A 13,378-nucleotide genomic window follows, 5' to 3' on the forward strand; every position below is an offset into this window, starting at 1 on the left:
TCCATCTCTTCACGCAAGGGTTGAAGGGGGTGGTGCACGATCACGCGGCGCGCTGCTCCTCGCGGTGGACGCACCGCCCGCACACGCCATGCGCCCGCGGGATGCGGTAGCCGGCGTCACAGCGACAAGAAGGGCACCAGCGCTGCGCAGCATTCGCCTTCGCCAGCGCTTCCGCCCTGGCCGGCGTCATCGGTCGTACGGGCTTCGCCAGATCGACGCGGTAGAGGTAGGCGACCAACGGGCCCCGGCGGCGGCGAGGGCGCTCCACCTGCGCGGCAACGTCCTGCCCGCCGGGCCGCAGCCCACGGGCGCGCAGCTGGCGACGGGTCGCCAGACCCTCCGGCGCCAACCGCCACCGGTAGACGGGAAGGCTGCTCACCGCGCGGCCGGTTCGAGCACCCGCTCAGCAGCGTCGCGGTGCTCCTGGTAGCGGGCGGAGACCCACCCGACCGACCAGCCGCACAACTCCGCCGCCGCACGCACGGCCAGACCGACGTCAAACGCCGCACGGACCACGCCACGGGCCTCATCCTCGGGCAGCTTCTCGACCGCGGGACCGGACGCCAACAGCGCAGCACGTTCACGCTCCACCCGCGCCGCCCGCGCGGCCTCCCGCCGCCGGACCGCTTCCACTTGGGCCAGCCGCTCGTTCTCACGCTGTTGAGCGGCATCGCGTTCACGGCGTTCACGCTCGCGCCGCTGCTGTTCACGCTCCCGCTCCAGGCGTTCACGAGCCTCGCGCTCGACCCGCTCGCGGCCCTCCCGCTCGGCGCGCTCCGCGCGGCGGGCAGCTTCCTCCCGCTCCGCCTGCTCGCGTACGAGACGAACTTCGTGCTCCCGCTGCTCCCGGGCCAGCGCTGCGGCGTGCTCGCGCTCCTCCCGGATCCGCCGGGCTTCCTGCTCGCGCTGCTCGACCGCGGCCTGCTCGCGGGCGGCACGCTCGGCGCGCTGCTCGGCTTCCAGCCGGGACACCGCGGCAGCGATCGCCCGGCGGTAGGCAAGACCGGTCTCGGCAGTGACGATCAGCAGCAACGGTGCCACCGCGTGCACGGCCACTCCCACCAGGTCTTTCCTCAGCGCGGAGTCGGCGATGTTCAGGGCCAGGGTCATGGCGCCGGTCATCCAGCGCAGCGCGATCGGCCACCGTCCGCCGTGCCCGCCGAGCCTGGCCAGCACCGAGTCGAGACGGACCACGATCACCACTGCGGCATCCACCACCAGCGGCAGGATCGGGGCCGTCCACACCCACTCGTCCGGGGTGTGCGTGGCCATGAGCGGGGTGACTGTGAGGATGGAGTACAGCATGGCCCCGCCCACGATCAGCCACGTGCCCACGGCGAGGGCGGTCTCCGCTGAACGGATCTGAACAGCGTTCACGACCCCACCCCCGGCACCACTTCGGCGGGCTCGGCGGCGGGAAGCGTGGAGTAGCCCACCAGCTCCACCGGCGTGCCAGCGAACGTCGTCCGCACCTTCAACACCGCGGTCCGGCCGTCGTACTGAACGTGGTGAACGACCGACCCGACATCAACGCCCAGCGCCTCCCGCCACGCCTCGAACTCGGCGAAGTCGTCGAAGAACGACAGCGAGAGCAGCCCCGGATAGACCGTGGACACTCCCACGCACGGAGCCGGCAGCTCAGGGAAGTCCGCGGCCAGCACCCGCAGCGCCGTCAGCGGCGCCGCCAACTCCGACAGCTTCATGCCGCACCGCCGAGCCCGGTCGCGCGGTTGGTCATGTCCCGCCGGGCCGCCAGCACGCGCCGCCGCGCCCGACGCAGCCGCAGCCGGTCCAGCTCGGTCAGCATCCGGTCCAACACCGCGATCTCCGCGTCCAGCAACTCCAGACCGGCCGCGATCAGCGGCTCTTCCAGCACCAGCGCGTCCAGCTCGGTCGCCGTCGGCTCACGCTCGGAACCGAGCTCCGTAACAGTGCTCTGACGTGCAACGATGATCCTCATGAGTCGTGTTCTCCCTAGCAGGTGGACGGCTCACCAGCGCCCCCGGAGTAGCCGCTCCGGGGGCGCACGCCGTACGAGTCGGGACTTCCGGCTCCCCTCGACCCCGCCCGTCCCGGCTGGTGAAACAGCCGTACGGGCGGAGGAGGCAACCGGCCGCGGCTGAGGGCCGCGGATCAGTAGAAGTGCGTTGTCAGACCTCTCGCACGGGCCGCTGGCTTGGGAGGGTCCGACTCCCGAAGCGTTGGCGGCAGCAATGTCGTCCGCGCGGTTCTTTTGAGCCGATTGCGTGTCCCCTGTGGTGTCGGGCCTGGTTGTGACACAGGCCCCTGCTCGATCGGCTGGTCTCCACTCGCTTCACCAGTGTGGTCACTGGCGTAGTGCTGCGGTGGATCACTCTGTGGAGTTGTCTGCACGCCAGAACCAGCCCTTTCGGACCCTTCTGGTGCGCACCAGAAGGTTGACATCTGGTGCGCACCAGATGCAAGCCCTTGGTTCGGATTGGCTTCTGTGCGCAACTCCAGGGAACGACCCGAGATGGGTGCTGCGGTAGCCAACTCGGGTTAACCTCATGGGTGTTAACCAGCTCTCACCTGGGGTTTCTTGGGAGGCGGCATGGCGACGGGGCTAAGGGCGATCCGGACTGCACGGGGCTGGTCTCAAGACCGACTGGTCTACGAGATACGCCGGTTCGCTGAGCAGCAGCTGTTGGACGTCGCATCGTCGGCCAGCCTCAAGACCTACGTTTCCGAGTGGGAGAACGGGCGGCGCGCCCTCTCTGACCGTTACGCCGCGATCCTCAGGCCGCTCTTGGGCGTCACGGACGCCGAGTTACGCGGCGAAGCCGACCCGGTGCCAGCGCAGACCGACGGGTACGCGGACTTGCTCAGCCGAATCGACGCAGCCGGGAGCCTCAGCGCGTCCATGGTGCAGACGTTCATGGATCAAACTGAGCTGCTGCGCTCCCAGGATCGTCAGATGGGCGCCGCCGGCTTGGTCGACCAGATGAACGGGCACCTGGCGGCGATGGAGGACGCTCTGACCTTTGCGGTGCTTCCTGGGGTGCGACGCCCTATCGCCATGGCCCTTGCGGGAGCGTCGACGCTCGCCGCGTGGCAGGCGCTTGATGCCGGAGCGGTTGAGAGGGCTTGGAGGCGGTACGAGCTGGCCAAGCAGGCGGCTCAAGACGCCGAGTCACCGCTCTATTTGGCCCACGCGATGGGGGAGCAGGCGTACGTCTTGGCTGACGCGGGACGGCCTCAGCTAGCGATCGAGCTGGTGCGGGACGCACAGCGCATCCATGCCGAACGGCAGTCTCCTCGGCTCAGGGCATGGCTAGCCGCTGCCGAAGCCGAACTATGCGCCGCGGCCGGTGTCGAGATGGAGGCAGCGGCCATGAGGGCGTTGGAGCGAGCGAACGCGCTGCTCCCGGATGACGGTGAAACGCGCGACCCCGACATGCTGAGCATCTTCCTCAACGTCGATCACCTGGCACGGTGGCGCGGCAACGTGCTGGCGAAGCTGGGCGATGGCTCTGCGATGAGTGAGCTGTACGCCTACCTCGACGGAGCTGATCCAACCTTCGTGCGCGCACGGTCTGGTCTGCACTGTGATCTGACCCAAGCGCACCTGGCTCGGGGTGAGCTGGACGACGCACGGGCTCACTTGCAGCAGGCCAGGCTGCTGGCCAACCGGACAGGCTCCGTGCGCCACCGTCGACGTATCGAGCTGCTTACAGGACTCCTCTAGAACGGCTGGCCAGGACCTCGCGTGCGCGGGGACCACTTGAGGCTCTTGCGGACGGGCCCGGCGAGGGCGGGACCACCCCCGCGTGCGCGGGGACCACAGAACTTGACCAGGCACGTTAGCTTCGCCCAGCCCGGTTTTTACCCACTTCCCAACACTCGGACCTAACGCGCCAGGGGTGATTTTTCAATCAAATGCCCCCGTAGGAACTACTTTTCACGTTCCACCCCAAGCTCCCACCTTCAGAGCTGCACACGTGCCTCAATTCGAAGGACCACAACAATCACAGCACGTGGTGTGCAGAGGCCCTTCAGGCAACGCCTACGCGCTCTTTCCCCTCACTGCTCGCATAAGCGATCCTCGCCGCTAGGAGCACCCTCTTCACAAGGCTCCCCTAGAGCGACTGGCCAAGATGTGCAGCAAGGCCACGAGAGTGCCCGAACCCATGAGCTTCCCCTCGGACATCAGACGCGGGATGTCGTCCAGCGGAATCCAGGCGACTTCGCCAGCCTCCTCGGCGTCCGTGGGCTCCCCGACCTTCTCGGCGCCATGGGCAACGAAGATCTCATGGGGGGAGTCCACCATGCCGATCATCGGCTGGTAACTGACAACGTGCTTGACGCTTCCCGGCCGCCAGCCAGTCTCCTCTTCAGTCTCCCGAGCCGCTGTGGCAGCGACGTCTTCGCCCGCGTCCACGATGCCGCCGGGTAGCTCCCATCCCCACTGCTGGGGAACGAAGCGATAGCGCCACAGCATGAGGACGCGGTCCTGATCGTCTAGCACCGCAGTTACCGCGACCCGGAAGAGGCGGACTACGTGGTGCTCGAAGCGCTCCACTCCTGGCGGCTCGACGTCTACTAGGTCCAAGCTCACCCAGGGGTTCTCATAGACCGGTCGCGAGCCGTGAATCTTCCAGGGCACACCCTCGGAAGGCGCCGGCGCCTCCCCGCCGAGGATGCGGTACGAGCTCCGGTCGTACGCCTTGATGAAGTGCTCGCTCACCAGACGCGCGAGCACCTGTCGCAGGGCGGTCCGGCCAATGTCCAGCTCGGTGCTCAGTGCACGTTCGGAGGGCAGCTTCTCGCCAGCCGGGAATCGGCCCCCTTCGATCCATGAGCGGATCGTCTCGTAGACCCTCTGCGTCTTGGGTCCCATCCTCAGCGCACCCTCCCTGATCAGCAGCTTCTGCTGGCCAGGGTAGTGGGCGACGGAGCTGGAGGAGTGAGATGACCGAAGTACCGACAATGATGCCTCCATCTGCCGCGAGTTGCCGTGCGGGCACCAGGTGTGGAGCCACCCCCGCGTGCGCGGGGACCACTGCGCGTAGAGCGTCGACAACCTCTCGTTGGTTAGGGGAGGGGCAAGGACAGGCGGTGTCCCAGCTGTCCGACTGTCCGGCCAGCGACCTGACCTGCAATATCAGCCCGGACAGCTCCCATAGCCACTGTCCGGGCTGTCCGGTCATCCAGGGCTGCAACACCCGGGGACAGGGTGTTGCAGCCCTGGACTCGACTTCACGTGGGCACCCCCGCACACGCGGGGACCACTACGCGGGGCTCTGGCTCTCCGAGGACCCTCAGGGACCACCCCCGCGTGCGCGGGGACCACAACTTGCCCAGGTAGTCCTTGACCTGTGCGTCGGGACCACCCCCGCTTGCGCGGGGACCACTCAGCGGGCGCGAACACGCGCAGCTCGGAGCCGGGACCACCCCCGCGTGCGCGGGGACCACTGCAAGAGGGTGAGGATCTCCTCGGCGCTGGCGGGACCACCCCCGCGTGCGCGGGGACCACCGGCCCCGGATCACCGGCGCCCGCCGGGGGTCGGGACCACCCCCGCGTGCGCGGGGACCACGGGTCGTCGGATTCGAACCGGGCGCATGGGCGGGGACCACCCCCGCGTGCGCGGGGACCACAGGAGCTGACCAGGCGCGTTAGTTGACCCGATCCCCGTTTTTACCCACTTCCCAAGATTCAGACCTAACCGCCATATCCACCCCAAGCACCGGACCTCGCCACCCCACACTCAGCGTCACCCTCCACAGAGCAACCCCCACTCCCCAGAAGCGAGTTATCGACCCCATAGAAGCACCGGAATCATCCCCTCCGGTGAATACGCGGAGATCTCCCCAGGCCTGCGCCCGCCCGCCCCGCTCCCCCGCAGCTCACACCCGTGATCGCCGCTGACTGGCGCACTCTCTTCTAAGCGCTTGGCCGCAGGTTCGAGTCCTGCCGGGGGCGCCACCGCGCGCGTGGAGTCAGGCCCTCCCTCCGGGAGGGCCTTTTCGCTGGTCAGGGGCAACGTAGCGAGTCAGCTGTAGCAGCGGCGTAAGAGCTCTTCCGGCGAGCTACTGTCAAGCGCGGGGATCGGGCACCGTGACGGTGCGCGCCGAGGTCTCCCCGTACAGCCGGTCCGCCGCGGCCTGCCCGTCCTCGTCGGAGGCGGCGGCGTCCTCGATCACCCGGAGCGTCTCCTCGTAGGTCGCCCGCAGTCCGTCGGGGACGGCGACCTTCACGCTCAGGTCGGCGAAGCAGCGCTCCAGCTGCCGGACGGACCGCGCCTTGTTCCAGTCCTTGAGGAATTCCGCGTACGCCTCGGCGTTTCGTTCGGTATTGTCCTTCGCAGCCTCGAACCGGGTCTGACCGCAAGCGTCGAGGACTGCCACGCCAGCATCCCACACGGCTACTCACCGGACAGGCCGCGTTCCCAAATGGGCCTCCGGAGAAGCGACTTGCAGCCCCACTACCACCGTCAGCCCGCCCCCCGGCGTGTCCTGTGCCGTCACCGTGCCGCCCATCGCCTCCGCGAAGCCCCTGGCCACCGCGAGGCCCAGGCCGACTCCGGCGCCCTGGGGGGCGTCGCCGTGGCGCTGGAAGGGGGCGAAGATGCCCTCCTTGGCCTCGTCCGGGACGCCGGGGCCGCGGTCGACCACCCGGAGCTCCACCCGGTCGGCGAGGGCGCTCGCGGCGATCAGGACCGGTGCGCCCGGGCTGTGGCGCACCGCGTTCTCCACGATGTTGCCAAGGACGCGCTCCAGCAGGGCCCGGTCCGCCGCCACCAGCGGGAGGGTCTCGGGGACGTCCAGGACCACGCCGTCCCCCGGCAGCCCGAGCAGGGCCATCGGGACGACCTCGTCCAGGTCCGTGCCGCGCAGCAGCGGCGTGAGCGTGCCGGTCTCCAGCCGGGACATGTCCAGCAGGTTGCCGATCAGCCGGGTCAGCCGGTCCGCGCCCTCCTCCACGCCCGCCAGCAGCTCCGCGCGGTCCTCCGCCGACCAGTCCACGTCCGGTGAACGCAGCGACGACACCGAGGCCTTGATGCCCGCCAGCGGAGTGCGCAGGTCGTGACTTACGGCCGCGAGCAGGGCCGTACGGACCTTGTTGCCCTCCGCCTGGCGCCGCGCCCGGCCGGCCTCGTCGACCAGCCGGCGCCGGTCCAGGACCACGGCCGCCTGCGCCGCGAACGCGCCGAGCACCCGGCGGTCCTCCGCCGCGGGCACCCGGCCCCGCAGCGCCAGCGTCAGCCGGTCGCCCACCGCCAGGTCCGCGTCCGCGTCCTCGGGGCGCCCGGCCGGGTCCGGGCCCACCGAGGCCGTGCGCCGCCACGGTCCGGTCTCCGCGCGGCGCTCCAGCAGCGCCACCGAGTCCAGCGCGAACGTCTCGCGCAGCCGCTCCAGGAGGGCGTCCAGGGTCGTCTCGCCGCGCAGCACGCTGCCCGCGAGGAACGACAGCGTCTCCGCCTCCGCGCGCAGCCGGGCCGCCTGGTGGGTGCGGCGGGCCGCCAGGTCCACCACCGAGGCGACCGCCGCCGCCACCCCCACGAAGATCGCCAGGGCCACCGCGTTGCGCGGGTCGGCGATGGTCAGCTGGTGCACCGGAGGGGTGAAGTACCAGTTCAGGAGCAGCGATCCGGCCGCCGCGGAGGCCAGCGCGGGCCGGGTGCCGCCGATCAGGGCCGCCGCGACGGTGAGCGTCAGGAACAGCAGGACGTCGTTGGCCAGGCCCGCGTCGACCGGGACCAGGCCGAGCAGCAGGGTGAGCAGCGCCGGGCCCGCGACGCCCACCAGCCAGCCCCACAGCACCCGGGAGCGGCTGAGCCGGGCGCCGCGGGCGAGCGGCAGGCCGCGGCCCTTGGCGGCCTCGTCGTGGGTGACGATGTGCACGTCCAGGTCGGGGCCCGACTCGCGGGCCACCGTGGCGCTGACCCCGGGCCCCCACGCGTACTGCCAGGAGCGCCGCCTGCTGACCCCCATGACGATCTGGGTGGCGTTGGCCCCGCGCGCGAACTCCAGGAGCGAGGTGGCGACGTCGTCGCCCATGACGTGGTGGAAGGTGCCGCCGACGTCCTCCACCAGGGTGCGCTGCAGGGCGAGTTCCCCCGGCGGGGCGGCCCGCAGGCCGTCGGCGCGGGCGATGTGAACGGCGAGCACCTCGCCGCCCGCGCCCTTCTCGGCGAGCCGGGCGGCGCGGCGGATGAGGGTGCGTCCCTCGGGTCCGCCCGTGACGCCGACGACGATGCGCTCGCGTGCGCCCCAGATGCGCTCCACACGGTGCTCGCCGCGGTACTCCTGCAGGTAGGCGTCGGCACGGTCGGCGGTCCACAGCAGGGCGAGTTCACGCAGGGCGGTGAGGTTGCCGGGGCGGAAGTAGTGCGACAGGGCGGCGTCGACCTTGTCGGGCCGGTAGACGTTGCCGTGCGCCATGCGGCGGCGCAGTGCGTGCGGGTCCATGTCGGCCAGTTCGATCTGGTCGGCCCTGCGCACCACTTCGTCGGGGACGGTCTCCTTCTGCCGTACGCCCGTGATGGACTCGACGACGTCCCCGAGGGACTCCAGGTGCTGGATGTTGACCGTGGAGACGACGTCGATCCCTGCGGCGAGCAGCTCTTCGACGTCCTGCCAGCGCTTGGTGTGGCGCGATCCCGGGACGTTGGTGTGGGCGAGTTCGTCGACCAGGGCGACGGCGGGGCGCCGCGCGAGGACGGCGTCGACGTCCATCTCGCCGAACGCCGTCCCGCGGTACGCGACCTCCCGGCGGGGCACCAGTTCCAGTCCGTGCAGCAGCTGTTCGGTGCGCGGGCGGCCGTGGTGCTCGACGAGGGCGACCACCACGTCCGTGCCCCGCTCGGCGCGGCGGTGGGCCTCGCAGAGCATCGCGTACGTCTTGCCGACGCCCGGCGCCGCGCCGAGGTGGATCCGGAGCCTGCCGCGTGCCATGGGCCCGTCCTCTCCCCCGCCGGCCTATCGGGCGAGCAGCGCCTTGAGGGCGATGTTCAGTTCCAGCACGTTGACCCGCGGTTCGCCGACGAAGCCGAGGGCGCGCCCTTCGGTGTGCTCCCGTACGAGCCGTTCGACCCGCGCCACGGGCAGTGCGTTGCGCTCGGCGACCCGGTGCACCTGGAGTTCGGCGTACCGCGGGGAGATGTGCGGGTCGAGGCCGGAGCCGGAGGAGGTGACGGCGTCGGCGGGGATCTCGGAGGGCCGTACGGTGAAGCCCTTGGTGGAGTTGTCCTTCACCACGGCCGTCCGGGCGTCGGTGACCCACTTGACGAGTTCTTCGTTGTCGCCCGCACGGTTGGTGGCGCCGGAGAGGATCAGCTTGTACCGCGTGTTGACGCTGTTGGCGCCCAGGCCGTTGGAGGGGCGGGGCTGGAACCACTTCAGGTCCGGCTCGGGCGTCTCCTGTCCGGCCTTGAGGGGCAGGTCGTAGCGCTGTCCGATGAGGGAGGAGCCGACGACCCTGCCGTCGGACTCCACCTCGGAGCCGTTGGCCTTGTCGTGGAAGAGTGCCTGGGCCGCGCCGGTGACGACGAGCGGGTAGAGCACGCCGCAGACGAGGGTCAGTACGAGCAGTGCGCGCAGTCCGGCGCCGATCAGCCGGGCGGTGCCCGCTACGGAGTTGTTCATCGTGGATCAGCCGATTCCGGGGATGAGGGAGAGGAGGAGGTCGATGACCTTGATGCCGACGAAGGGGGCCACCAGGCCGCCCAGGCCGTAGATCCCGAGGTTGCGGCGCAGCATCTTGTCGGCGCTGGTGGGCCGGTAGCGCACGCCCTTGAGGGCGAGCGGCACCAGGGCCACGATGATCAGCGCGTTGAAGATGACCGCGGAGAGGATCGCGGACTCGGGGGACGCGAGCCGCATGACGTTGAGCTTGTCCAGGGAGGGGTACGCGACCGCGAACATCGCCGGGATGATGGCGAAGTACTTGGCGACGTCGTTGGCGATCGAGAAGGTGGTCAGCGCGCCCCGGGTGATGAGCAGCTGCTTGCCGATCTCGACGATCTCGATGAGCTTGGTGGGGTTGGAGTCCAGGTCCACCATGTTCCCGGCCTCCTTGGCGGCCGAGGTGCCGGTGTTCATGGCGACGCCGACGTCCGCCTGGGCCAGCGCGGGCGCGTCGTTGGTGCCGTCGCCGGTCATCGCGACCAGCTTGCCGCCGGCCTGTTCCCGCTTGATGAGGGCCATCTTGTCCTCGGGGGTGGCCTCGGCGAGGAAGTCGTCGACGCCCGCCTCCTCGGCGATCGCCTTCGCGGTCAGCGGGTTGTCACCCGTGATCATGACGGTCTTGATGCCCATGCGGCGCAGTTCGTCGAACCGCTCGCGCATGCCCTCCTTGACGACGTCCTTGAGGTGGATCACGCCGAGGACCCGCGCGCCGTCCACGTCCTCCACGGCCACGAGCAGCGGAGTGCCGCCGGCCTGGGAGATCCGGTCGGTGAGCGCCTGGGCCTCCTCGGAGACGGTCCCGCCCCGTTCCTCGACCCAGGTGACCACGGCGGCGGTGGCGCCCTTGCGCACCTTGCGCCCGTCCACGTCCACGCCCGACATGCGGGTCTGTGCGGTGAAGGCGATCCACTCGGCGCCCGCCAGCTCGCCCTGGTGCCGCTCGCGCAGCCCGTAGGACTCCTTGGCCAGGACCACGATCGAGCGGCCCTCGGGCGTCTCGTCGGCGAGCGAGGAGAGCTGGGCGGCGTCGGCGACCTCGGCCGCGGTGGTGCCGCGCACGGGGACGAATTCGGCGGCCTGGCGGTTGCCGAGGGTGATGGTGCCGGTCTTGTCGAGGAGCAGCGTGGAGACGTCTCCCGCGGCCTCGACGGCCCGTCCCGACATCGCCAGTACGTTGCGCTGGACCAGGCGGTCCATGCCGGCGATGCCGATCGCGGAGAGCAGCGCGCCGATGGTGGTCGGGATGAGGCAGACCAGCAGGGCGGTGAGCACGATCAGGGACTGCCGGGCGCCCGCGTACACGGCGAACGGTTGGAGGGTGACCACGGCGAGCAGGAAGACGATCGTGAGGGACGCCAGGAGGATGTTGAGGGCGATCTCGTTGGGGGTCTTCTGCCGGGCGGCGCCCTCGACCAGGTTGATCATCCGGTCGATGAAGGTCTCGCCCGGCTTCGTGGTGATCTTGATGACGATCCGGTCGGACAGCACCTTCGTACCGCCGGTGACGGCCGAGCGGTCGCCGCCGGACTCGCGGATGACGGGCGCGGACTCGCCGGTGATCGCGGACTCGTCGACCGAGGCCACGCCCTCGACGACGTCGCCGTCGCCGGGGATGACGTCGCCCGCCTCGCACACCACCAGGTCGCCGATGCGCAGCTCGGTGCCGGGCACCCGCTCCTCGGTGGTACCGGTCAGGCGCCGGGCCACCGTGTCGGTCTTGGCCTTGCGCAGGGTGTCGGCCTGCGCCTTGCCGCGGCCCTCGGCGACCGCTTCCGCCAGGTTGGCGAAGAGCGTGGTCAGCCAGAGCCAGGCGGTGATCGCCCAGCCGAACCAGTCGCCGGGGTGCATCACCGCGAGGACGGTGGTGACCACCGAGCCGACCAGCACCACGAACATCACCGGGGACTTGACCATCACCCGGGGGTCCAGCTTCCTGGCCGCGTCCGGCAGCGACTTCAGCAGCTGCCGGGGGTCGAACAGGCCGCCGCCGACGCGTCCGGCACCGGGCTGCTGCCCGGCGGACGCGTCCGGGTGGGGCGCCCGGGTGGGGGTGAGGGTGCTCATGCTGCAAGCCCTTCGGCGAGCGGGCCCAGGGCGAGGGCCGGGAAGTAGGTGAGTCCGGTGATCACGATGATCGTGCCGACCAGCAGGCCCGCGAAGAGGGGCTTGTTGGTGCGCAGCGTTCCTGCGGTCTCGGGGACGGGCGTCTGCGAGGCCAGCGAACCGGCGAGCGCCAGCACGAAGACCATCGGCAGGAAGCGGCCCAGGAGCATGGCCAGGCCGATCGTGGTGTTGAACCACTGGGTGTCGGCGTTCAGGCCCGCGAAGGCGGAGCCGTTGTTGTTGGCGCCGGAGGTGTACGCGTACAGGATCTCGGAGAAGCCGTGCGCGCCGGAGTTGGTCATCGAGTGGACCGGGGTGGGCAGCGCCATGGCGGCGGCCGTGAAGCACAGCACCAGTGCCGGGGTGACCAGGATGTAGCAGGCGGCCAGCTTGATCTCGCGGGTGCCGATCTTCTTGCCCAGGTACTCCGGGGTGCGCCCGACCATCAGGCCGGCGATGAAGACCGCGATGACCGCCATGATCAGCATGCCGTAGAGGCCGGAGCCGACGCCGCCGGGCGCGATCTCGCCCAGCTGCATGCCGAGCAGCTGGATGCCGCCGCCGAAGCCGGTGTACGAGGAGTGGAAGCTGTTGACCGCGCCGGTGGAGGTGAGCGTGGTGGCCACCGAGAAGATCGCCGACCCGGCGATGCCGAAGCGGGTCTCCTTGCCCTCCATCGCGCCGCCGGCCAGCTCGAACGCCGGGCCGCGGCCCGCGAACTCGGTCCACATCATCAGGGCCGTGAAGCCCAGCCAGATGACGGCCATCGTGCCGAGGATCGCGTACCCCTGCTTGAGGGAGCCGACCATGCGCCCGAAGGTGCGGGTCATCGCGAACGGGATAACCAGGATCAGGAACACCTCGAAGAGGTTCGACAGGCCGCCCGGGTTCTCGAAGGGGTGGGCGCTGTTGGCGTTGAAGTACCCGCCGCCGTTGGTGCCCAGCTCCTTGATGACCTCCTGCGAGGCGACCGCGCCGCCGTTCCACTGCTGCGAGCCGCCCAGGAACTGGCCGACCTCGTGGATGCCCGCGAAGTTCTGGATCGCGCCGCAGGCGACCAGGACCAGCGCGCCGACCACCGAGACGGGCACGAGGATCCGTACGGTGCCGCGCACCAGGTCGGACCAGAAGTTGCCCAGCTCGCCGGTACGGGACCGGGCGAAGCCGCGGACCAGGGCGACGGCGACGGCCATGCCGACGGCCGCCGACACGAAGTTCTGCACCGCGAGGCCGCCGGTCTGCACGACATGGCCCATGGCCTGCTCGCCGTAGTAAGACTGCCAGTTGGTGTTGGCCACGAAGGACGCGGCCGTGTTGAACGCCTGGTCGGGGTCGATGGACGAGAAGCCCAGCGAGCCCGGCAGGCTCCCCTGCAGGCGCTGCAGCAGGTAGAGGAAGAGGACGCTCACGGCGGAGAAGGCCAGGACGCCGCGCAGGTAGGCGGGCCAGCGCATCTGGGTGTCCGGGTTCGCGCCGATGGCCTTGTAGATCCACTTCTCCGGGCGCAGGTGCTTCTCGGAGGAGTAGACCCGGGCCATGAAGTCGCCCAGGGGGCGGTAGGCGAGTGCCAGTGCCGCGACGAGCGCGAGCAGCTGGAGCAGGCCGGCGAGTACGGGGCTCATGGCGG

The 13,378-nt window shown here is 70.3% G+C and carries 11 protein-coding genes; 1 reads left to right on the forward strand and 10 read right to left on the reverse strand.

Annotation, left to right across the window (positions count from 1 at the left end):
* Positions 1 to 40: 40 nt before the first annotated feature.
* From ABT160_RS02050 to ABT160_RS02065, 4 genes are read right to left on the reverse strand one after another with little or no spacing between them, the layout of a single operon-like run.
* Positions 41 to 379, reverse strand: a complete 339-nt coding sequence (locus ABT160_RS02050) for an RRQRL motif-containing zinc-binding protein (RefSeq protein WP_351642331.1) — start codon at positions 377 to 379, stop codon at positions 41 to 43.
* On the reverse strand, positions 376 to 1,377 hold the full coding sequence (locus ABT160_RS02055; protein ID WP_351642334.1) for a DUF2637 domain-containing protein: 1,002 nt from the start codon (positions 1,375 to 1,377) through the stop codon (positions 376 to 378). The genes ABT160_RS02050 and ABT160_RS02055 overlap by 4 nt, the downstream gene beginning before the upstream one ends.
* Positions 1,374 to 1,703, reverse strand: coding sequence for a hypothetical protein (locus ABT160_RS02060; RefSeq protein WP_351642336.1), 330 nt, complete (start codon positions 1,701 to 1,703; stop codon positions 1,374 to 1,376). The genes ABT160_RS02055 and ABT160_RS02060 overlap by 4 nt, the downstream gene beginning before the upstream one ends.
* A complete protein-coding gene (locus ABT160_RS02065; protein ID WP_351642339.1) occupies positions 1,700 to 1,960 on the reverse strand; it encodes a DUF6284 family protein in 261 nt (86 codons plus the stop codon). The genes ABT160_RS02060 and ABT160_RS02065 overlap by 4 nt, the downstream gene beginning before the upstream one ends.
* 612 nt (positions 1,961 to 2,572) lie before the next feature.
* Between ABT160_RS02065 and ABT160_RS02070 the strand changes: the two genes are divergently transcribed.
* On the forward strand, positions 2,573 to 3,706 hold the full coding sequence (locus ABT160_RS02070) for an NsdA family TPR-like regulatory protein (protein WP_351642341.1): 1,134 nt from the start codon (positions 2,573 to 2,575) through the stop codon (positions 3,704 to 3,706).
* A 378-nt stretch (positions 3,707 to 4,084) separates the two neighbouring features.
* Here the strand turns inward: ABT160_RS02070 and ABT160_RS02075 are convergent, their stop codons facing one another.
* The 6 genes from ABT160_RS02075 to kdpA form a co-directional block, all read right to left on the reverse strand.
* Entirely contained in the window at positions 4,085 to 4,858 is a 774-nt protein-coding gene (locus tag ABT160_RS02075) for an NUDIX domain-containing protein (RefSeq protein WP_351642342.1), read from the reverse strand.
* A gap of 1,196 nt (positions 4,859 to 6,054) precedes the next feature.
* The gene (locus ABT160_RS02080; RefSeq protein WP_351642345.1) at positions 6,055 to 6,366 is read right to left on the reverse strand and encodes a hypothetical protein; all 312 of its coding nucleotides are present in this window, start codon (positions 6,364 to 6,366) and stop codon (positions 6,055 to 6,057) included.
* Between the two features lie 21 nt (positions 6,367 to 6,387).
* Positions 6,388 to 8,916 (reverse strand): DUF4118 domain-containing protein, encoded by a 2,529-nt coding sequence (locus ABT160_RS02085; RefSeq protein ID WP_351642348.1) that lies wholly within the window; start codon positions 8,914 to 8,916, stop codon positions 6,388 to 6,390.
* Positions 8,917 to 8,940: 24 nt separating this feature from the next.
* Positions 8,941 to 9,606 (reverse strand): potassium-transporting ATPase subunit C, encoded by a 666-nt coding sequence (locus tag ABT160_RS02090; RefSeq protein WP_351642351.1) that lies wholly within the window; start codon positions 9,604 to 9,606, stop codon positions 8,941 to 8,943.
* 6 nt (positions 9,607 to 9,612) lie between these two features.
* A complete protein-coding gene (gene kdpB, locus ABT160_RS02095) occupies positions 9,613 to 11,712 on the reverse strand; it encodes a potassium-transporting ATPase subunit KdpB (protein ID WP_351642353.1) in 2,100 nt (699 codons plus the stop codon).
* On the reverse strand, positions 11,709 to 13,373 hold the full coding sequence (kdpA, locus tag ABT160_RS02100) for a potassium-transporting ATPase subunit KdpA (RefSeq protein ID WP_351642356.1): 1,665 nt from the start codon (positions 13,371 to 13,373) through the stop codon (positions 11,709 to 11,711). The genes kdpB and kdpA overlap by 4 nt, the downstream gene beginning before the upstream one ends.
* Between the last annotated feature and the right edge of the window lie 5 nt (positions 13,374 to 13,378).

Origin of the sequence: Streptomyces sp. NPDC001941 (assembly GCF_040296945.1) — a bacterium.
GTDB lineage: Bacteria > Actinomycetota > Actinomycetes > Streptomycetales > Streptomycetaceae > Streptomyces.

Bases quoted from the DNA above. Each gene is read 5' to 3' on its own strand.
- ABT160_RS02060 (WP_351642336.1), bottom strand. From the start codon at position 1,703: ATGAAGCTGTCGGAGTTGGCGGCGCCGCTGACGGCGCTGCGGGTGCTG.
- ABT160_RS02075 (WP_351642342.1), bottom strand. From the start codon at position 4,858: ATGGGACCCAAGACGCAGAGGGTCTACGAGACGATCCGCTCATGGATC.
- kdpB (WP_351642353.1), bottom strand. From the start codon at position 11,712: ATGAGCACCCTCACCCCCACCCGGGCGCCCCACCCGGACGCGTCCGCC.
- ABT160_RS02065 (WP_351642339.1), bottom strand. From the start codon at position 1,960: ATGAGGATCATCGTTGCACGTCAGAGCACTGTTACGGAGCTCGGTTCC.
- ABT160_RS02090 (WP_351642351.1), bottom strand. From the start codon at position 9,606: ATGAACAACTCCGTAGCGGGCACCGCCCGGCTGATCGGCGCCGGACTG.
- ABT160_RS02085 (WP_351642348.1), bottom strand. From the start codon at position 8,916: ATGGCACGCGGCAGGCTCCGGATCCACCTCGGCGCGGCGCCGGGCGTC.
- kdpA (WP_351642356.1), bottom strand. From the start codon at position 13,373: ATGAGCCCCGTACTCGCCGGCCTGCTCCAGCTGCTCGCGCTCGTCGCG.
- ABT160_RS02070 (WP_351642341.1), top strand. From the start codon at position 2,573: ATGGCGACGGGGCTAAGGGCGATCCGGACTGCACGGGGCTGGTCTCAA.